The organism is Pseudomonas sp. ITEM 17296 (assembly GCF_028895205.1).
In the GTDB taxonomy this organism is placed as follows: Bacteria; Pseudomonadota; Gammaproteobacteria; order Pseudomonadales; family Pseudomonadaceae; genus Aquipseudomonas; species Aquipseudomonas kermanshahensis.
Window position 1 is genome coordinate 66,027 of the sequence record NZ_WJRS01000016.1, and the last position, 19,800, is coordinate 85,826.

Below are 19,800 nucleotides of genomic sequence, written 5' to 3' on the forward strand. Positions count from 1 at the left end.
GTTTGTCCGTCTCGATATCAACGTGAGCACCACGGGGCCGCGCGCCCATGCCACAGGATTAATTGGCCCGAAACAGATGTGGGAGCAGCCTTGTGCTGCGAAGCGCCGCGCGGGCGGCGCTCGATCTGATAGGCGCTAAAAATACCCATGTCATGCACCCCAACCTCACCCCCACCCCTCATTTCGGATACAACGGCGGCAAGCTCCCGGTCTCCCCTGACGGCAGCAACACCTGCTCAGCCGGCGGAATCGTCCCGATCGCGCGCCACAAATCCTCACCCTGCCAATACTGCCCACTCTCGCTGTACAACGCCCCGTTCAACCCATCCAGCGCATCGGACAACGGCACGAACCGCGCAGCCATCTCCGCCAGTGTCTCCGGCTGCTGCCGCGCCCAGGCGTCCAGCGCTTGGCGTGTGGTCTGCGGGTCGTTGGCTTGGCAGGCGCGCTTGAGGTCGTCCAGCAGCGTGCGGGGGCTTGGGCCTTGTTGCGCGGCGCGCAGTACCGCGGGTTGTGAACGGGCACGCCACCACAAGGCGAAGCCCAGCAATGTGGTCAGGGCAAACACCAGCGTGGCCAACTGCCATGGCCACAACAGGCTATTGCCCGCACGGGTGTCGCCGACCGGCGTGTCGGCGCTCAGGGCCGGGTTGTCCTGCACGTTCAGGGTGCGCGCCGGCAGGCTGGTGTGCTCCAGGTGGTCTTCGCGGGTGTTCCACCAGGCCACCTCCAGCGCTGGCAAGGCCAGTTCGCCGCTGTGGGTTGGCACCAGCGCTTCGCGCTCTTCGCGGTTGGCGGTCATGCCGCGCTCGTTGATTTCGTTGCGCAGCAGCGGCTGGTCGGGGTAGCGGCGCAGGCCGGTGATTTCGGTGGCCGGCAGCGGTGGCAGCTGGGTGCTGGACAAGCCGTCGGCGCGCAAGGTGATGTTGCGGGTGAGCGAATCACCGATCTGCGTCTGCTGGCTGCCCGGGTCGGGGTTCCAGTGTTCTTCAAGGGTCAGGCTGCGTGCCGGCAGCCAGGGCGCACCGGCTGGCCAGGCTGCTGGAATCGGGCGCACGTCCAGGCGCAGGGGCAGCGAGCTGACCTGGATCTGGCGGCCGGCACGCGGGGCGGCCGTGGCGGATTGTTCGTTGTCGGCGCTGGCAGCCGCGGTGGCGGTGAAGGTCAGCGCCGGCACTTCGAGGCTGCCACTTTGCTGCGGGTAGACGGCATAGCGGGTTTCGATCACCCCGTGGCGCACGCCGTTGATTTCTTTCTCGTAGGTGCGCGACTCGCCCAGTGGCTCGACCTTGGCGTTTTCCAGCTGCAGTGGGCTGAGGCTGCTGTCGTCATACAGCGCCACCGAATGGTAGATGCGCAAGGTCAGCACGGCCTGGGCCTGAACATAGACCTCGTTGCTGTCCAGGGTCGCTTCGATGAACACCTGGGAGGCGCTTTCCTGGCGGCTGGCATCGGCTTGCAGCACTTGCAGGTCGATGGCCTGGCTGCGCGACTGGCCCAGTTGCAGCTCCGGGATGCGCAGGCTGCCGCTGCGCCGTGGCAGCAGGGTGATGATCCAGCGGGTGCTGGCGCGGGTCTCGCCATCGAGGGTGTGCAGGCTGTTCAGCTGGCGTGTGCCACGCACTTCGAAGTCGCCTTCAAGGGCACGCAGGTCGGGTTTGCCGAACTGGGTCACGTCCTGGCTTTCGAGGGTCAGTTCCAGGCTTTCGCCGGCCTCCAGGCGGGTGCGGTCGACGCTGGCTTGCAGCATGGGCTCGGCCTGGGCCATCAAGGCCCATGAGACACCGAGCAGAAAGACGCCGAAGCGACTCATCGTGGATTGTCCTGATGCAATTGCTGTTCATACCAGAATTTGCGCCGCAGCAGCTCCGCCGGGTTGTCGGGGATCTCCCGCAGCCATTGTTCAAGGGCCTGACGCTGTTCGGCGTCGAGGTTGGTCGACACCGGCCGCTGGGGTGGCACGGTGACGCTGTCGTCGGCGCCCCCCTGGTTGCCGGGTGTGGCCTGGCTGTTGGTGCTGCCTTCGCCGGGTTCTTCGGCGTTGGCGGGTTCGTCATTGCCAGGGGTGCCCTGGGCCGGGCTGCTGGCCGAACTGCTGTTGCCTTCGGTTTCGCTGCCGGGTGTGCCTTGGGTCTCGCTGCTGGCGGGTTGTTCTTCGGCCTTGGCCTCGCGCTGTTGCAGCAACTGCTGGACCAGTGCCTGGTTGTCCAGTGCCGGTTGCAGGTCGGGTTGGCGCTCCAGGGCCTGCTCGTAGGCGTCCAGGGCGGCTTCCAGCTCGCCACTGCGGGCCAGGGCATTGCCTCGATTGTAGTGGTCCGCTGCCGTGTTGCCTTGTGAGAATGCCTGGGCGGCTCCGGCGTAATCGCCGGCCTGGTACAGCGCCATGCCGCGCCACTGTGGATTTTGGAAATGCCGTGCGGCGCTGGCCGGGCGGTTCTGTTCGAGCATGCGCTGGCCCTGCTGGTCGGGGCGCAGCCACAGGTCGTTGAACTCGAAGGCCTGGCTTGGCTGCGGCAAGGCCAGTAACAGGGGCAGGCAGAACAGCCAGCCGCGACGACCGGCGCAGGCCGCCAGCAGTAACAGCGGAATCAGCAGCCAGTAACCCTGGTCGGCCCAGCTGTCCAATTGCAGGGTCTGGCCGTCGCTGCGTGCGGTGCGCGGGGTGTCGAACAGGCCCAGGCCGCGCAGGTCGAGGTCGTCGACCCGGGCATTGCGGTAGCGCCCGCCGGTGCCGCTGACAAATGCCTTGAGGCTGGCGCTGTCCAGGCGCGGCAGCAGAATTCCGCCTTGGTCGTCTTTAAGGAATTCGCCATTGGCTTGTCGCACCGGTGCCCCGTCTCGGCTGCCGATGCCCAGCATCAGCAGGCTCGGGCCCTGGCGGCCGAGGGCCTGCGTGATGCCCTCGCGCTCCGCTGCGCTGAGCGAGGAACCGATCAGCAGCAGGCGCCCTTGCCCCAGGCCGCTCTGGGCCAGCAGGGCCAGGCCTTTTTGCACGGCCAAGTCGGCGCGCTGGCCGGGTTTGGGCATGATCGAAGGGTCGATCGCCTCCAGCAGGTTGCGGGTGGTGCCTAGGTCATCGGACAGTGGCACCAGGGTGTGGGCGGACCCTGCGTAGACGATCAGCGCGGTCTGGCTGTCGTGGCGGCGTTCGAGCAGGTCGAGAACCTTGCGCCGGGCCTGCTCCAGCCGGTTGGGCGGGCTGTCTTCGGCGAGCATCTGTGGGGTCAGTTCGAGCAGGATGACCAGCGGGTCGGCAGGGCGCTGCCGGCTCTCTTCCACGCGCTGCCAGCTGGGCCCGAGCAGGGCCAGCACCACCAGCGTCCACGCCAGGCCCAGCGCCACCCAAGGCAGTTTGCTGGTGCTGCCACTGCCGCCCCCGAGCAGCACGGCGTGGAACGCGGGCGGCAGGATCATCTGCCAACGCCCGGCGCGTTTGCGTCGGTGCCACAGCTTGAACAGCAACCAGCCGAGCAGTGGCACTACCAACAGCCAGAGCGGGCGCAACCATTGTGGCCATAGGTCGATCATCGCCGTTTCCTCAGGCGCAGGCGTTTGAGGCGCTGGCGCCATTCCGGGTGCGGCTGCAGAAAGCGCGGTTTGCGCAGCAGGCGCTGCAAGCGATTGTCTGGCCACTGCACGGCCACCACCAGCAGCACGCTGAGCAACAGTGCCAGGGCCAATGGCCAGGCGTACAAGGCCTTGGCGGTGCGCGCCTGGGTTGGCTGCTGGGCCACTGGCTCCAACTGGTCGAGGGCGTCGCCGATGGCGTTCAGTTCGGCGCCGTCGTGGGCGCGGAAGTAGGCGCCGTGGGTCAGCTCGGCAATTTCCTTGAGCGAGGCTTCGTCCAGGTCCAGGCTCGGGTTGAGGCCCAGCAGGCCGGGCGTGCCGCTGGCCTCGGGGTTGGCGCCGATGCCGATGGTATAGATGCGCACGCCTTCCTGGGCGGCCAGGCGGGCAGCGGTCAGCGGGTGGATCTGCCCGCCGTTGTTGGCGCCGTCGGTGACCAGCACCAGCACGCGGCTTTGTGCCGGGCGTTGGCGCAGGCGCTTGACCGCAAGGCCGATGGCATCGCCGATGGCGGTGTTCTTGCCGGCGATGCCGATCTGCGCTTCGTCAAGGAAGGTGCGCACGGTACGCCGGTCGAAGGTCAGCGGCGCCTGCAGGTAGGCCTGGCTGCCAAACAGGATCAGCCCAACCCGGTCGCCTTCGCGGTCCTGCAGAAAGTCGCCCAGCAGCGCCTTGACCAGGTCGAGGCGGCTGATTTCGTCGTTCTTCCACTGCATGTCGGGGAAGTCCATGGAGCCGGACACGTCCACCGCCACCAGCAGGTCGCGGCCGCTGGCGGCCACTGGTACCGGGTCGCCGAGCCATTGCGGGCGGGCCGCGGCCAACAGCAGCAACAGCCAGATGATGACAAAGGGCGCCTGCTGGCGCCAGGTGGGCAGGTTGAGCCGTGCCCGGCGCCCGGCCAGGCCTTCCAGCTCGTTCAGGAAGCCCACTTTGAGCACCGGCTCGCCACTGTCGGCGGCTGGCAACACCAGGCGTGCCAGCCACGGCAGCGGCAGCAGGGCGAACATCCACGGCCAGGCAAGTTCAAACATGCTTGCGGATCCAGGTTTCGACGGCCTGGCTAAGCCCGACGATGGCTTTGTCGTCGAGCTTGCACTCAGGCTTGTAGGCGCCTTCGACCAGCACCATCCAACGCGTGAGGCCGGCGGCCGGGCAGCGGTTGTCGAGAAACGCCAGCCACTGGCGGCCGTTGAGGGTATGGCTGTTGGCGCCCGGGTAGTGGCTGCGGCACAGGCGCTTGAGCAGGGCATTGATCTGTTGCAGCCAGGCGCCGGCTGGGGCGCCGTCATACGGGCGTGGCAGCTGGGCAAGTTCGGCCAGGGCGGCCACGCGTACCGGGTCGAGCGGTTGCTCGGCGCGCACGATGCGGCGTTTGCGCGGGCGCCAATGGCGTACGCGCCACAGGCCCCAGGCAAGCAGCGGCAGCAAGGCCAGCAATACCCACCAACCCGGTGCCGGTGGCCACAGGCCGACTGCCGGCGGGGCAATCAGCGGTTGCAACTGGTCCAGCGGGGTCATTTGCTGCTCCCCGGGCGCTGGGCGTTCAGGTATTCGCGCAGTTGCTCGATCATCTCGCTTTGCGTACTCAGCGGCATCAGCACTACGCGCAGCTTCTGTGCCATCAGTTCCCAGCGGGCGATACGTGACTCGGCCTGCTGGCGGTAAGCCTGGCGCAAGCTGGCGTCGAGGGTGTCGAGCTCCAGTTGCGCGCTGCGCTGGGCGAAGCGCAGCAGGCCGGCTGCGGGCAGGGCATGATCGAGCGGGTCGGAGACCGGCAGCAGCAGCAGGTCGCAGTGGCGCGAGAGCATGGCCAGGTGCTGTTCGACCTGGTCGGTCAGCGAGCGCTCGTCGCAGATGACGATCGCCAGGCTGCCAGGGCGCAGCACTTCACGCGCCCGGCGCAAGGCCAGGCCCAGGCTGTCGGCCTGGGGCGTGGCTTCGGTGTGCAGCGCCTGGTTGACCTTGGCCATGCGGTTAAGCAGCTGCAGCAGGCTTTGCTTGCTGCGCCGGGGTTTGATTTCGTGGTGTTCGTTGTCGCCAAACACCAGCCCGCCGATGCGGTCGTTGTGGCCCAGTGCCGCCCAGCCGAACAGGGCCGCAGCCTGGGCCGCCAGCACCGACTTGAACATCAGCCCCGAGCCGAAGAACAGCCGCTGGCTCTGTTCGACCAGGATAAAGATCGGCCGCTCGCGTTCTTCATGGAACAGCTTGGTGTGCGGCTCCTGGGTGCGGGCAGTGACCCGCCAGTCGATGTTGCGCACATCGTCGCCAGCCTGGTACACGCGCACTTGGTCGAAGTCCACGCCGCGCCCGCGTAGCTTGGAGTGGTGCAGGCCCACCAGCGGGCTGCGCTGGCCGGGCCGGGAAAACAGCTGGATTTCGCGCACGCGGTGGCGCATGTCGATCAGCTCGGCAAGGCCGATGCGGATGCCGGGTTCGGCCAGCTGCGCGGTGGGCATGGGGTCAGGCAACGGCGACGACGTCGAGGATGCGCTGGACCACGCGGTCCTGGTCGATCCCCGCAGCCTCGGCCTCGAACGACAGGATGATGCGGTGGCGCAGCACATCGAACAGCACTGCCTGGATGTCCTCGGGGCTGACGAAGTCGCGCCCGGCCAGCCAGGCGTGCGCACGCGCGCAGCGGTCCAGCGAGATCGAGCCACGCGGGCTGGCGCCGTAGGCGATCCAGTCGGCCAGTTCGGCGTCGAACTTGGCCGGCGTGCGCGTGGCCATGACCAGTTGCACCAGGTATTCCTCCACGGCATCGGCCATGTACAGGCCGAGGATTTCCTTGCGCGCGGCAAAAATGGCCTGCTGGCTGACCCGGCGCTCGGGCTTGGTCTCGCCGCCCAGTGCCTCGCCGCGGGCCTGCAGCAGGATGCGCCGTTCCACCGCAGCGTCGGGGAAGCCGATTTTTACGTGCATCAGGAAGCGGTCGAGCTGGGCTTCGGGCAGCGGGTAGGTACCCTCCTGCTCGATGGGGTTCTGGGTGGCCATGACCAGGAACAGCGGTGACAGGTCGTACGTGCTGCGGCCCACGCTGACCTGGCGCTCGGCCATGGCTTCGAGCAGCGCCGACTGGACTTTGGCCGGGGCGCGGTTGATTTCGTCGGCCAGCACCAGGTTATGGAAGATCGGCCCCTGCTGGAAGACAAAGCTGCCGGTTTCCGGGCGGTAGATTTCGGTGCCGGTAATGTCGGCCGGCAGCAGGTCGGGGGTGAACTGGATGCGATGGAACTGCGCCTCGATGCCTTCGGCGAGTTCTTTGATGGCTTTGGTCTTTGCCAGCCCGGGGGCACCTTCGACCAGCATATGGCCGTCGGCCAAAAGCACGATCAACAGCCGCTCGACCAGCTTTTCCTGGCCTAGGATCTGGGTGGAAAGAAAGGTGCGCAGCGCGATCAGCGCTTCACGGTGTTCCATCGGCGACGGTTCCTGGTATTGGGCCGCAGGCGCGCTGGGAACAGCTGCCTCGGCAAGGGGTGATACTTTAATCTATCCGGGGGGGTGGCGACCAATGGCGGCTGGCAAATTTATCCAGGCCGTCGGGCGTGGGCTTGTCGACAAGTCCTGCGCAACCTTCGGCGTCGGCTGATAGTCGGCCGCTGTGCCCTGGCGCTTGCTGATGCTCTTTGAGCAAGCAGGACGCAGGATGATGCAAACCCACCGCAGTACCTTCGATACCCCTGTGCCAACGACTTTGCGCGTTGGCGTGTTCTTTGATGGCACCGGCAACAACCTGGGCAATGCCACGGCGGCGGGCCAGGCTGCTGGGCCGCTGGCAGGTACCAGCTATGGCAATGCCTGGAGCAATGTGGCCTTGCTGCATGCGCTGTACCCAGCCCCCGGCAGCCCTGCGCCGGGGGCGATGGCCTTTCTCAAGCTGTATGTCGAGGGCATCGGCACCACCGCGGGGGCGGCGGACTCCAGTTTTGCCTCGGCCACCGGGCGTGGGCGTACCGGCGTCAAGGCGCGCGTCGCCGAGGCCGTGACAATGATTGCCGACCAGTTGCGCGGCTGGTGCTCGGCGTATCCGCAGTCGCGGCTCGCGCGGGTCGAGCTCGACCTGTTCGGGTTCAGCCGTGGCGCCGCTGCCGCCAGGCACCTGGCCAATGTGCTGTGTGATGATGCGAGCAACCTGTTGGGCACCTCGTGTGCTGTGTGCATCAACTTCATTGGCCTGTTCGACACCGTGGCGGCCATCGTCGCGCCGTTGCAGGGGGACTTCGACCCCGCTGACGCTCGCCACGGCGGCTTGCGCCTGGGCCTGGGCAAGGGCATTGCGCGGCACGTGGTGCAATTGGTGGCCGGTGACGAGCGCCGGCATAACTTCCCGCTGGTGCGCAGCGAGGGTGACATTGTCGTGCCGGGCGTGCACTCGAACATTGGCGGGGGCTACCTGCCGTGCATGCAGGAGCAGGTGCTGCTGTGCAAACCGCAGTCGCAGCGGGTGCCTGTGCGCACAAAAGCCGAATGCACCCGTGCCTACTCGGCGGCCAGCGCCTTGCTGACATCGGCGTTTGCTGAGCTGGGGGAACCACGGCCGCGGGTGCTGACCTGGGAGCGGCCGATTGCCGGCGGCAAGCCGGACGAGGCGCAAAAGCAGGTGTATGCAGCGGTTTATCGGGAGAGGGGCGTGGCCGGCCATCTTTCCCGGGTGTACCTGAGCATCATGCGTGAACTGGCAGTGCGTGGTGGGGTGCCGTTTGCCGAGTTGGGCGGCGATGAAGCCCATCGGCTGCCCGATGACTTGCTGGACATCAGCCGCAAGCTGCATGGCTTTGCCTTGGGTTCCCGCCCTGATGTTGGCCTGACCGAGGACGAGCAGCGCCTGCTGCGCGACAAGTACATCCACACCTCGGCGCACTGGAACCCCGTGAAGGGCCTGCGCAACAGCACGCTGGACGTGCTGTTCGTCAATCGGCCTGGCGAAGCGGGGCGGGTGGAGCATGCAGACCCGATGGTGTGATTACGGCTGAGTACGTTTGAACCCTGGGGCGCGCCCGTTCAGTATCGCGTAGGCCAGCAGGCCGATGAGCAAGCCCCAGAAGGCCCCGCCGATACCCAACAGGGTGATGTTGGCGGCGGCTGCAAGAAAGGTGATCAGCGCGGCTTCGCGTGACTTCGCGTCGGCCATTGCACTGGCCAGGCTGGTGCCAATGGTACCCAGCAGCGCAAGGCCGGCGAGGGTGGTGATGAAGGTGGCAGGGAGTGCCATGAACACGCTGGCAAGCGTGACGCCGAATACCCCCACAAGGATGTAGCAGACCCCTGCGGCGATCCCCGCGATCCAGCGTTTGGCCGGGTCTTCATGGGCTTCCTTGCCGGTGCAGATGGCGGCGGTGATGGCCGCGAGGTTGAACGCGTGCGAGCCGAACGGCGCCATGAGCAAGGAGCCCAGGCCGGTGACTGCGACAATCGGGTTGGCGCTGGTCTTGAAACCGTCGTTGCGCAGCACCAGCATGCCGGGCATGTATTGCCCGGTCAGGGTGATCAGGAACAACGGCAGCGCGACGCTGAGGGCCGCATTGAGGGTAAAGGCCGGGGCAGTGAACACCGGTGTCGCGATTTCCAGCGTCAGTTGCGAAAGGCCGGCCTGCCCCTGGATCAGCAGGTAAGCAAGGCCAAGGACGAGGATGCCTACGACTGCGTAACGGGCAGTAAAGCGTTTGAACACCGCGTACGCCACGATGAGCAACCCGGCCAGCACCGGGTCGACCGACAGGCCGGCAAACGCGCCAATGCCGAACTGTAAAAGAATGCCGGCCAGCAGCCCTGCCGCGACCCCGCCAGGGATGATCCGGACCAGCCTTTCGAAGTACCCGGTCAGGCCCAGCACTACGAAGCCGGCAGCGGACAGCAGGTACGCGCCAATGGCCTCGGCATAGGGCACGCCGGCCAGTGCCGTGACCAGAAACGCGGCAGCCGGGGTGGACCAGGCCGTTATCAAGGGTTCACGGCTGTACCAGGACAAGACAAGCCCGGTGATACCTACCCCGATCGACACCGCCCAGACCCATGACGAGGTCAGCTCCGGGCTTAGCCCGGCGACCTTGGCTGCCTGGAACACCAGGATGAACGTGCCGCCGTAGTTGACGATGACCGAAACCAACCCGGCGATGGCGGGGTGCAGGATGTCGGTCAGCCCAAGCGATGCCGATGGGTGTTGAGCAGGCGTTGTCACAAGTGGCCTCCGTGCTTATGTGATTGAGGGGTCCCTCTGCGCGTGTTCGCGCAGAACGATGGTCGCCAGCGTGGCGCACGCCGTGTAGGAGCAGCCTTGTGCTGCGAAGAGGCCGGTGACAACACCGTGAATAGTCGCAGCTATTACGGCCCTCTTCGCAGCGCAAGGCTGCTCCTACACGGTGCTGCTAGGTGCGGGCAGCTGAAGCGTCCAGCAAGCCTTTCAGGTAGGCACTGCCTTCAGCATCCAGCGGTTGCAGCGGCAGGCGCGGCGCCCCCACGTCCAGGCCAAGCATTTTCAGCCCGGCCTTGATGGTGGTGGGCAGGCCGCGCTGGGTGATGTACGCCAGCAACGCGTACTGTTGGTAGAACAGTGCCCGTGCTTCAGCCAGCTCGCCCTTCTGCACGGCGTCCCACAACGCCAGGTTCAGTGCGGGGATCAGGTTCGGCGCTGCGGTGCACCAGCCGGCGGCGCCGGCAACCAGGGCTTCCAGGGTGAGCGGGTTGCAGCCGTTGTAGAACGCCACCTTGCCATCGGTCGCGGTGTACAGGCGGTGCATGCGCTGAATGTCGCCGGTGCTTTCCTTGACCATGGTCACATTGGCCACCTCGTCGAGGATGCGCAGGATCAGCTCCACCGACAGGTCGGTGCCGCTGGTGCCCGGGTTGTTGTACAGCATGATCGGGATGTCGATTGCCGCGCCGACCGCCTTGTAGTGGTCGACCACCTCAGTCTCGGTCAACTTCCAGTAGGAGATGGGCAACACCATCACCGCCGTGGCCCCGCACGCCTGGGCCAGGCGGGCGCGCTGCACGGTACGTGCGGTAGTCAGGTCAGAGACGCTGACCACGCTGGGTACGCGGCCAGCGATTTTCTCGAGGCTGTAGCGCACCACCGCTTCCCACTCGGCCTCGGACAGGTAGGCACCTTCGCCCGTGCTGCCCAGCGGGGCGATGGCGTGCACGCCGGCCTGGATCAGGCTGTCGATGGATGTGCCCAGGGCGGCTAGATCGACCGAGCCGTCTGCCGCGAAGGGAGTGATGGTGTAGCCGATGACGCCGCGAATTACAGGTGTAGACATGACCAGGCACCTTTGCCGTTGTTCAGGAAGGGGGACAGCTGCAATCAGCCCAGGCATTCGCCATGGGCACGCAAGGCTCGGCGCGCGTAATAGCTGAACGCGGCGCCATGGCGTTTTGGCGTGGAAATCCAGTCATGGGCTTCTTTGCCAAGTGCTTCGGGGATGGGGCGGATTTCACCGGCGCCCATGGCCAGCAACTGCATCCTCGCCGCACGTTCGAACAGCAGGGCGAGCACGCAGGCTTCTTCGATCGAGCGGCCGGCGATCAGCAGGCCATGGTGGGAAAGCAGAATCGCCCGCTTGTCGCCGATGGCACTGGCGATGATCTCGCCTTCTTCGTTGCCCACCGGCACGCCTGGCCATTCCTTGAGGAAGGCGCAATCGTCGAACAGCGGGCAGAGGTCCATGTGCGAGATGGCCAGCGGCACTTCGAGCATCGACAAGGCGGCGCTGTGCAGCGGGTGGGTATGGATGATGCAGTTGACGTCAGGGCGTGCGCGGTACAGCCAGCTGTGGAAGCGGTTGGCGGGGTTGGCCATGCCCTGGCCTTGCAGCACCGTCAGGTCTTCGTCCACGACCAGCAGGTTGGAGGCCGAGATCTCGTCGAAGCCCAGGCCAAGCTGTTGCGTGTAATAGGTGCCAGGTTCTGCAGCGCGTGCGGTGATCTGCCCGGCCAGGCCCGAATCGTGGCCGCCGTCGAACAGAATCCGGCAGGTCAGTGCGAGCTTCTGCCGCGGGGTGTAGGTGTTGTCGGCCAGCGCAGTCAGCATTTGCTGTTGGGCACGTTTGACGAGCTGGTCCTTGGGGGTCTGCATGGTCGTGGTCACAGTGGGGTACCTGCACGGGATAAGGGCGATGACGTCCTGGTTGCCGTGGCTGGCTTGAGGACACACGCCGATCTTAATGACACTTTGTGTCATATGCAAGCGAAGTGTCATCGCGCCATGGCTCACCCCATGACGACCTGCGCAGGTATCCCTTACACGTGCTTGGCGGTGGCCTCTTTTTCCAGAATCCTCGCCCCTGCACCGTCCTTGCCCAGCACATCCTCGGGGTTGCGCAGCGGGCAGTCTTCCAGCGACAGGCAGCCGCAGCCAATGCAGTTGTCCAGGCTGTCGCGCAACGCTTCCAAGGTGCGGATGCGTGCGTTCAGGTCTTCTCGCCAGGCCGATGACATCTCACCCCACTGCGCTGCCGTGAGTTTGCTGTTCGGCGGGTAGCGGCCCAGGGCACGCTTGATGACCTCGAGGGGGATACCCGTGCGCTGCGCCACCTTGATGATGGCAATGGTGCGCAACACCAGCGCGGGGTAACGCCGCTGGTTGCCGGCGGTGCGCGTGCCGGCGATCAGCCCCTTGGATTCGTAGAAGTGCAGGGCGGATACCGCAACGCCACTGCGCTTGGCGACTTCGCCGACAGTCAGCAGCCGCGTGCTGTTGGTGGATGATTTGGCTGTCACACCTGTTGACCTCAAGTTAAGTTGAGCTCTTATAGTCCTGCCCGATCTTTCCTGCAACCACCCCGCTGATCGGAGCAAGGCATGAACAAAAGGATGTTACTGGCCATGACTGTCGCCGCTGTCGGTGCCTTGGTCGGCGCCTACGCATTGACGGGCAGTAGGGTAGCGGCCCAACAGGCCGCGGCATGGCCGGTCACCAAAGTTGCGCTGGCCACTGCCGAGCCGGTCGACCTGGCGCGGCAACGTTTTGCATCGGGGGAGCTGGAGGCGGTCAATCAGGTGCAGGTCGCGGCCGAGGTGGCAGGGCGCATCACCCACATCGCCTTCGCGTCGGGGCAGGCTGTGCGTGCCGGGCAGTTGCTGGTACAGCTCAACGATGCGCCCGAACAGGCCCAGCGCGTGCAACTGCGGGCGAAGCTGCGCAATGCCCAGGTCGCGGCGCAGCGGGCCAGTAAGTTGCGCGCGCTGAATGCCGTTTCGCAAGAGCTGCTGGATAACGCGAGCACAGCGGTGGATGTGGCCGCGGGTGAGCTGCAGCATGTCGAAGCGCTGATCGCGCAAAAAGCCATACGCGCGCCGTTTGCAGGCAATGTGGGTATCCGCCGTGTTCACCAGGGCCAGTACCTGGGCGCTGGCGAGGCGATTGCCAGCCTGACGGATACACGCCAGTTGCACGTCAATTTTTCCCTCAGCGAACAGGCGGCCCCCGAAGTGACTGTCGGGCAGCTGCTGGAACTGACCGTCGATGCTGTGCGCGGGCGGGCGTTTCAGGCACGGGTAGTGGCGGTCGATCCGCTGGTCAGCAAGTCACGCCTCGTCCAGGTGCAGGCTGCCCTGCCGAACCTGGATGGGCAGCTGCAGCCGGGCATGTATGCCGGGGTCCGTCTGCCTGCCGCGCAGCCGTCGAGGGTGCTGGCCGTGCCGGAAACGGCGATCACCTACACCGCCTACGGGCAGACGGTGTTCATTGCCAGGCAGGATCAGCAGGGCGTCATCAGCGTCAACCGGGTACCGGTAACGACCGGTGAGCGCTGGCAGGGGCGTGTGGAAGTCACCTCGGGCCTCGCGCCGGGCGACAGGGTGGTGGTTTCCGGCCAGCTGAAATTGAGTGATGGCATGCAGGTCGAGCAGGTCGCAGAAGACAGCCTGCTGGACGTGGCAGGGGGGCAGCAACCGTGAACTTCACCGATACCTTCGTGCGTCGTCCCGTGCTGGCGCTGGTGGTCAGCAGCCTGATCGTGCTGATGGGGCTGTTCGCCCTGGGCAAGTTGCCGGTGCGCCAGTACCCCTTGCTGGAGAGCGCGACGATCACCATCAGTACCGACTACCCCGGCGCCTCCGCCGAACTCATGCAAGGCTTTGTGACCCAGCCGATCAGCCAGGCGGTTTCTTCGGTTGAGGGCGTTGACTTCATGTCGTCATCATCGTTGCAGGGGCGCAGCCTGATTACCCTGCGCATGCTGCTCAACCGAGACTCGACCCAGGCGCTGGCCGAGACCATGGCCAAGGTCAACCAGGTGCGCTACCGCTTGCCCGAAAAAGCCTACGACCCGGTGGTGGAGCTGTCTGCAGGTGACTCCACGGCGGTGGCGTATGTCGGCTTCTCCAGCCAGACCCTGTCCATCCCAGAACTCAGTGACTACCTGTCGCGGGTGGTTGAGCCGCTGCTTTCGGGGATCGACGGCGTGGCCAAGGTGCAGACCTTCGGCGGGCAGAGCCTGGCCATGCGCCTGTGGCTCGACAGCGAGCAGATGGCCGGGCGCGGGGTGACGGCTGCCGACGTCGCACAAGCGGTGCGGGCCAATAATTACCAGGCCACCCCAGGGCAGGTGCGCGGGCAGTTCGTGCTGGCCGATATCCAGGTCGACACCGACCTGACCCGCGTCGAGGACTTCCGTGACCTGATCATCCGCAACGACGGCACCGACCTTGTGCGCCTGCGTGATGTGGGCACTGTCGAACTGAGCGCGGCGGCCACCCGCACCAGTGCCACCCTGGATGGCAAACCCGCTGTGCACTTGGGGTTGTTCCCCACGCCATCGGGTAACCCGCTGGTCATCGTCGACGGCATTCGCGAATTGTTGCCGCAGATCCAGCAAACGCTCCCGCCCGGCGTGAAGGTGGCGCTGGCCTATGAGACTGCGCGTTTCATCGAGGCTTCGATCGAAGAAGTGTTGCGCACGCTGGTGGAAGCGATGCTGATCGTCGTGCTGGTGATCTGGGTGTGCCTGGGGTCACTGCGCAGCGTGGCGATCGCGGTGGTGGCCATTCCGTTATCGATGCTGGGTGCAGCGGGGTTGATGCTGGCGTTCGGCTTCAGCCTCAACCTGTTGACCTTGCTGGCGATGGTGCTGGCCATCGGCCTGGTGGTGGACGATGCCATCGTGGTGGTGGAGAACGTGCACCGTCACATTGAAGAAGGGCAAACACCGGTGGCGGCGGCGTTGGCCGGTGCACGCGAAATCGCAGGGCCGGTGATCGCCATGACGCTGACCCTGGCCGCCGTGTACGCACCCATCGGCTTGATGGGTGGCCTGACCGGCACGTTGTTCCGTGAATTTGCCTTGACCTTGGCGGGGGCGGTGATCGTTTCGGGTGTCGTTGCACTGACCTTGTCGCCGGTGATGAGTTCGTTGCTGCTCAAACCCGGGCAGCAGGATGGGGCCATGGCCTATCTCGCCGAAAGGGTGTTCGCTGCGCTCACAGCGGCCTATGCCCGGGCCTTGGCGTTTACCTTGGCGCGGCGCTGGCTCAGTGCTGGTGTGGCCCTGCTGGTTTGCCTGAGCCTGCCCTGGCTGTACCTGTTGCCGCAGCGCGAGCTCGCACCGCCGGAGGACCAGGCGGCCGTGCTGACGGCAATCAAGTCGCCGCAACAGGCGAGCCTGGACTACGTCGAGCGCTTTGCCAGCAAACTCGATCAGGTGATGAAATCGATTCCCGAAACCACCGACACCTGGATCATCAACGGCACCGACGGGACGGCGGCCAGCTTCGCTGGCATCAACCTCAGTGCATGGCAGCAGCGCGAGCGCTCTGCCGCGCAAATCCAAGCGCAGCTGCAACAGGCGGTCGCGGACATCGAGGGCAGCAGCATTTTCGCCTTCCAGGTGGCGTCGTTACCAGGTTCCAGTGGTGGCTTGCCGGTACAGATGGTGTTGCGCAGTGCCCAGGATTACCCAGTGCTGTACCAGACCATGGAAGTGCTCAAGCAGCGCGCCCGCGAGAGCGGTTTGTTCAGCGTGGTGGACAGCGACCTGGACTACAACAACCCGGTGGTCAAGGTCAGCATCGACCGCGCCAAGGCCGCCAGCCTGGGGATCAGCATGCAGGACATCGGCGAGTCGCTGGGCGTGCTGGTGGGCGAGCAGTACCTGAACCGCTTTGCCCTGTTCGGCCGCGCCTATGACGTGATCCCGCAAAGCATCCAGGACCAGCGCCTGACCCCGTCGGCCCTGAACCGCCAGTACGTGCGGGCCGAAGATGGCAGCCTGGTGCCGTTGTCCACGGTGGTGCGCCTGGACCTGCAGGTCGCGCCTAACCGCCTTTTGCAATTCGACCAGCAGAACGCAAGCACCCTGCAGGCCATCCCCGCGCCCGGTGTCTCGATGGGCAAGGCGGTGGCATTTCTGCAGCAGCTTGCCGCCGAGCTGCCGCCCGGTTTCAGCCATGATTGGCAATCGGAGTCGCGCCAGTATGTGCAGGAAGGCTTTGCCCTGATGTGGGCCTTTCTTGCGGCCTTGGTGGTGATCTACCTGGTGCTGGCCGCGCAGTATGAAAGCCTGGTGGACCCGCTGATCATCTTGGTGACCGTACCGTTGTCGATCTGCGGCGCGTTGCTGCCGCTGGCGCTGGGCTGGGCTACGTTGAACATCTACACGCAGATTGGCTTGGTCACGCTGATCGGGCTGATCAGCAAGCACGGCATCCTGATGGTGGAGTTCGCCAACGAGATTCAGGTGCGAGACAACCTTGACCGTGCGGCGGCCATTATGCGCGCCGCGCAAATTCGCCTGCGCCCGGTGTTGATGACCACGGCGGCGATGACCTTCGGTGTGATACCGCTGTTATTTGCCAGTGGCGCAGGGGCGAACAGCCGCTTTGGGCTGGGTGTGGTGATCGTCTGCGGCATGTTGATCGGCACGCTGTTCACCTTGTTCGTGCTGCCGGCGATTTACACCTGGCTGGCGCGAGATCACCGGCTGACCACCCTGCGTAAACAGCAACTGGCAGACGCCGAGCGGAGCGTTGGGGTGAGTGTGCCTTGAGTGATCATCCGGCGCCGCATTGCATGGCACCGGCTTCGCCGGTGCTTGCGGGGCAATCCCGCTCTCATCCAACACATAACTAATTGATTTAGTAGGGACCTGTGGGAGCTGGCTTGCCGGCGATCACCGGCAAAGCCGGTGCCCTACACCGCGGTGCCTGCATCGCCGGCAAGCCGGCTCCCACAGGATTGTGGGCTCGCTTGCGATGTTTGTTCTCTGCGTGACAGCCCAGCCCAGAGGAACAGTCGCGCAGATGCCCGCTAAGGCGCGTTCTGGTTTAAGGTGCGCGTAGGCCAAAATGGACTCTCACTGGAAGGACACGACACTGATGGACACTGCTTTTTCACCCGTCGCCGAGCGCCTGCACAATCGCCGATTCGCGGTAGCGAACAATGCACAAGGGCTCTCCGGTGCCGGCACGGTCTTTCATTACGTTGTCGATGGAAGCGCCATAACCAGCCACTATCAGGGCGGCAGGATCCGGATTGGCAATCAGGTAGGCCGTGTTACAGGCCCCGACACGATCGAGCTTCTTTTTCAGTGTTTGACCACCGAAGGTGAAATGCTGGCCGGCTGGTCGCGCGGTACGGTGGGGCTCGATCAAGCCGGTCGCACCACGCTGCACTTCGTTTGGGGCTGGTTGTCGGGGGCGACGGGGGGTGGCGAATCCCGCTACGTCGAGCTCGTCGAGTAGCAGCAGCCCCCCCGCAGCACTCACTTGCCGCTGATCACCCGGGTCCACAGCCGGGTGCTCAAGCGCATGCCTGCCGGTGACAGGGTCTGGATCGGGAACAGCGTATCCAGCACGGCCTGGGGTGGGTACACCGCCGGGTTGTCACGCAGCGCCGCGTCTACAAAGGGTAATGACGCCGCATTGCCATTCGGGTACTTCACCGCGTTGCTGATATGCGCCATGACCTGGGGGTCGAGCAGGTAGTTCAGGTAGGCATAGGCCGCGTCCAAGTGTGGCGCAGCTTTGGGAATCACCACCATGTCCACCGCCACCGTCGAGCCTTCACGGGGAATGCTGTAGCCCAGGTGCACGCCGTTGTTCGCCTGTTGCGCGCTGTTCATCGCTTGCAGCACATCGCCGCTGAAACCGATCGCAACGCAGATGTTGCCGTTGGCCAGGTCGCTGACGTACTTGGATTGGTGGAAGTAGCTGATGGAAGGGCGGATAGCCATCAGCGCCGCCTCGGCTTTTTTCAGGTCTTCAGGGCGCTGGCTGTGGGGGTCGAGCCCTAGCACCTTGAGGGTGATCGGCAACACCTGCGTCGGGTTGTCGAGGAACGCCACGCCACAGGCGCTCAGCTTACGGATGTTGTCCGGGTTGAACAGCATCTGCCAGGACTGAGTGACATCGGCAGTGCCGAAGATGGCCTTGATCTTGTCGACGTTGTAGCCGATACCCGTGGTCACCCACATGTAGGGGATGGCATGGCGGTTGCCGGGGTCGCTGGTTTCCAGCAACTGCATCAGCTTGGGGTCAAGGTTGTGCCAGTTGGGCAGCTTGCTGCGATCGAGTTCCTGGATGGCACCGGCCTTGATCAGCCTGGGCAGAAAATGGTTGGACGGGCTGACCAGGTCATAGCCGCTGCCGCCGGTCATCAGCTTGGCCTCGGTCGTCTCGTTGCTGTCGATAAGGTCGTAGGTGGGCTGGATGCCTGTGCGGCGGGCGAACTCTGCCAAGGTGTCATCGGCAATGTAGCCGCTCCAGTTGGCGATGTTCACCGATTCGGCGGCCTGGGCCGTCAGGCTGAACAGCGCCGCGGACAGCACGGCCATGCAGGTACGTTTCATCATCTTGCCCTCTGTTGTTGTAAGTGTGCGCAAGTGCTCATGGCGGTCAACGTTCTAGCCGCGCGCGGCGTACTTCCCAGGCCATGCGCAGGGACGCGCCGATATCGAAGAACGGGCGTGGCGGCAGGTAACCGGGTTGGGCCTGGCCAAGCACGTCGCTGAGCAGCGTTGACGACGATGCGCTGGCCATGTCGACCAGCAGCCTGCCCCACAAGGTGCCGCGGGCGACCCCCGAGCCGTTGCAGCCGGCCACGGCATGCAGCCCTTCGTCGATCCGCGCGAAGCACGGCTCGCCAGAACGGGTGCCGCTCAGGTGGCCGGTCCAGGTGAATTCGAGGTCCTTGGCGGACAGCCCGGGGAAGCGCTTTTCCAGGCCTTGCAGATGCTGCTGTCGGCGGGCCTGCAACTGCGCGCCATTGAGGTCGCGCTGGCGGTATTCCACCGTGTTGCGAATCAGCAGCCGTCGACCTGGCAGCAGGCGCAGGGTAGCGCCGCCCGGCAAGGTCGACAGCACGCCCCAGGTGTGGTCGCCGAACTGGCTTTGCCAACGCGCCTCGGTCAGTGGGCGGGTGATGCTGGCGCTCAGTTCCAGCGGGAAGGTGCCGCTGTGGTGCACGCCCACTCTGGGCAAGAATGCGCCGACGCAGGCCAGTACCTGGGGGGCATTGATCACGCCGGCTTCGGTTTTGGCTTGCCAGCCACGCCCGGCACGGCGCAGGCTCAGTACCGCACTGTGCTCGTACACCTCCACCGCCTTGGGCAGGCTGTCTGCAAGGCCCCGTACATACTTCGCCGGTTGCAGCAAGGCGTTGCCCCCAGCGCAATGGATGGCGCGGGTATAAAAGCCGCTGCCAAGGCGCTGCTGCAGCGCTTGGCCTTCCAGATAGCGTGCTTGGGCGCCTACGGCCTCCAGTGTGTGCATCACGGCCTCGGCCTGCTGCAGGTGCGCGGGTCGATGCACGGCGAAGTGATAGCCACCGTCGTCGTACTCGCAGGCGATGCCCAGCTCGCCAATGCGCTGGCGCACTTCCCGAGCAGCGGCCACGCCAATGCGCGACGCCACTTCAAAACCTGCAAACCCAGGGTTGCCGAGCAGTTCGTTGGGTGAGGGCAGTTCATGGCTGACGGCAAAGCCCGAGTTGCGTGCCGAAGCCCCCTGGGCTACCCGCTGCCGGTCAAGCAGGACGATACGTTGCCCCGGGAAGCGTGCCGCCAGTGTGTGGGCCGCGGCGAGGCCGGTGATGCCACCGCCGATGATCAGCCAGTCGCAGGTGTGCTGGCCTTCGAGGCGCGGGTGGGGGGCAGACTCGCCTGCCAGCGCGATCCATCCACAGCGGTTGTCGATTGCCATCAGCTTCTCCACAATCAATGCGCACGGGTTATCGGTGTTCGTTGTCAGTGCGCGTTCAAGGCTTAATCTACGAGGGCTGTGGCCGTGTTT

16 protein-coding genes are annotated in these 19,800 nt (G+C 65.4%); 4 read left to right on the forward strand and 12 right to left on the reverse strand.

Annotation, left to right across the window (positions count from 1 at the left end; all coding sequences use genetic code 11):
* Window positions 1-178: 178 nt before the first annotated feature.
* From GIB19_RS17975 to GIB19_RS18000, 6 genes are read right to left on the reverse strand one after another with little or no spacing between them, the layout of a single operon-like run.
* Window positions 179-1,813: a BatD family protein gene (locus tag GIB19_RS17975; protein ID WP_274887405.1), complete on the reverse strand. Its 1,635-nt coding sequence runs from the start codon at window positions 1,811-1,813 to the stop codon at window positions 179-181.
* Window positions 1,810-3,528, reverse strand: a complete 1,719-nt coding sequence (locus tag GIB19_RS17980; protein ID WP_274887406.1) for a vWA domain-containing protein — start codon at window positions 3,526-3,528, stop codon at window positions 1,810-1,812. Before GIB19_RS17980 ends, GIB19_RS17975 begins: the two co-directional genes overlap by 4 nt.
* Entirely contained in the window at window positions 3,525-4,601 is a 1,077-nt protein-coding gene (locus GIB19_RS17985; RefSeq protein ID WP_027596695.1) for a vWA domain-containing protein, read from the reverse strand. The genes GIB19_RS17980 and GIB19_RS17985 overlap by 4 nt, the downstream gene beginning before the upstream one ends.
* Complete coding sequence (locus GIB19_RS17990; RefSeq protein ID WP_027596694.1) at window positions 4,594-5,088, reverse strand: DUF4381 domain-containing protein; 495 nt, start codon at window positions 5,086-5,088, stop codon at window positions 4,594-4,596. The genes GIB19_RS17985 and GIB19_RS17990 overlap by 8 nt, the downstream gene beginning before the upstream one ends.
* Window positions 5,085-6,029, reverse strand: coding sequence for a DUF58 domain-containing protein (locus GIB19_RS17995; RefSeq protein ID WP_027596693.1), 945 nt, complete (start codon window positions 6,027-6,029; stop codon window positions 5,085-5,087). The genes GIB19_RS17990 and GIB19_RS17995 overlap by 4 nt, the downstream gene beginning before the upstream one ends.
* A 4-nt stretch (window positions 6,030-6,033) precedes the next feature.
* Window positions 6,034-6,993, reverse strand: coding sequence for an AAA family ATPase (locus GIB19_RS18000; RefSeq protein ID WP_027596692.1), 960 nt, complete (start codon window positions 6,991-6,993; stop codon window positions 6,034-6,036).
* 229 nt (window positions 6,994-7,222) lie between these two features.
* On the opposite strand from GIB19_RS18000, the gene GIB19_RS18005 reads away from it, so the two are divergent.
* The gene (locus GIB19_RS18005) at window positions 7,223-8,539 is read left to right on the forward strand and encodes a T6SS phospholipase effector Tle1-like catalytic domain-containing protein (RefSeq protein WP_274887408.1); all 1,317 of its coding nucleotides are present in this window, start codon (window positions 7,223-7,225) and stop codon (window positions 8,537-8,539) included.
* On the opposite strand, the gene GIB19_RS18010 is transcribed toward GIB19_RS18005, so the two are convergent.
* The 4 genes from GIB19_RS18010 to soxR all read right to left on the reverse strand — a co-directional run bounded on the left by GIB19_RS18010 (window position 8,540) and on the right by soxR (window position 12,261).
* Window positions 8,540-9,754: a benzoate/H(+) symporter BenE family transporter gene (locus GIB19_RS18010; protein WP_274887409.1), complete on the reverse strand. Its 1,215-nt coding sequence runs from the start codon at window positions 9,752-9,754 to the stop codon at window positions 8,540-8,542.
* Between the two features lie 187 nt (window positions 9,755-9,941).
* Window positions 9,942-10,835 (reverse strand): dihydrodipicolinate synthase family protein, encoded by an 894-nt coding sequence (locus GIB19_RS18015; protein WP_274887410.1) that lies wholly within the window; start codon window positions 10,833-10,835, stop codon window positions 9,942-9,944.
* Window positions 10,836-10,879: 44 nt separating this feature from the next.
* Window positions 10,880-11,650, reverse strand: a complete 771-nt coding sequence (locus GIB19_RS18020) for an aldolase (RefSeq protein WP_189662755.1) — start codon at window positions 11,648-11,650, stop codon at window positions 10,880-10,882.
* A gap of 164 nt (window positions 11,651-11,814) precedes the next feature.
* Window positions 11,815-12,261 carry a redox-sensitive transcriptional activator SoxR gene (gene soxR / locus GIB19_RS18025; RefSeq protein ID WP_099430951.1) on the reverse strand — a complete coding sequence of 149 codons (447 nt, stop codon included), beginning with the start codon at window positions 12,259-12,261 and terminating at the stop codon, window positions 11,815-11,817.
* Window positions 12,262-12,375: 114 nt separating this feature from the next.
* On the opposite strand from soxR, the gene GIB19_RS18030 reads away from it, so the two are divergent.
* The 3 genes from GIB19_RS18030 (at window position 12,376) to GIB19_RS18040 (ending at window position 17,253) form a co-directional block, all read left to right on the forward strand.
* The gene (locus GIB19_RS18030; RefSeq protein ID WP_274887411.1) at window positions 12,376-13,473 is read left to right on the forward strand and encodes an efflux RND transporter periplasmic adaptor subunit; all 1,098 of its coding nucleotides are present in this window, start codon (window positions 12,376-12,378) and stop codon (window positions 13,471-13,473) included.
* Window positions 13,470-16,559: a MexW/MexI family multidrug efflux RND transporter permease subunit gene (locus GIB19_RS18035; protein WP_274887412.1), complete on the forward strand. Its 3,090-nt coding sequence runs from the start codon at window positions 13,470-13,472 to the stop codon at window positions 16,557-16,559. The genes GIB19_RS18030 and GIB19_RS18035 overlap by 4 nt, the downstream gene beginning before the upstream one ends.
* 328 nt (window positions 16,560-16,887) lie before the next feature.
* Complete coding sequence (locus GIB19_RS18040) at window positions 16,888-17,253, forward strand: hypothetical protein (RefSeq protein ID WP_027596684.1); 366 nt, start codon at window positions 16,888-16,890, stop codon at window positions 17,251-17,253.
* A 20-nt stretch (window positions 17,254-17,273) separates the two neighbouring features.
* Here GIB19_RS18040 and GIB19_RS18045 read toward each other — a convergent pair whose 3' ends face one another.
* Entirely contained in the window at window positions 17,274-18,362 is a 1,089-nt protein-coding gene (locus GIB19_RS18045) for a polyamine ABC transporter substrate-binding protein (protein ID WP_274887413.1), read from the reverse strand.
* 43 nt (window positions 18,363-18,405) lie between these two features.
* Entirely contained in the window at window positions 18,406-19,704 is a 1,299-nt protein-coding gene (locus GIB19_RS18050; protein WP_274887455.1) for an NAD(P)/FAD-dependent oxidoreductase, read from the reverse strand.
* Between the last annotated feature and the right edge of the window lie 96 nt (window positions 19,705-19,800).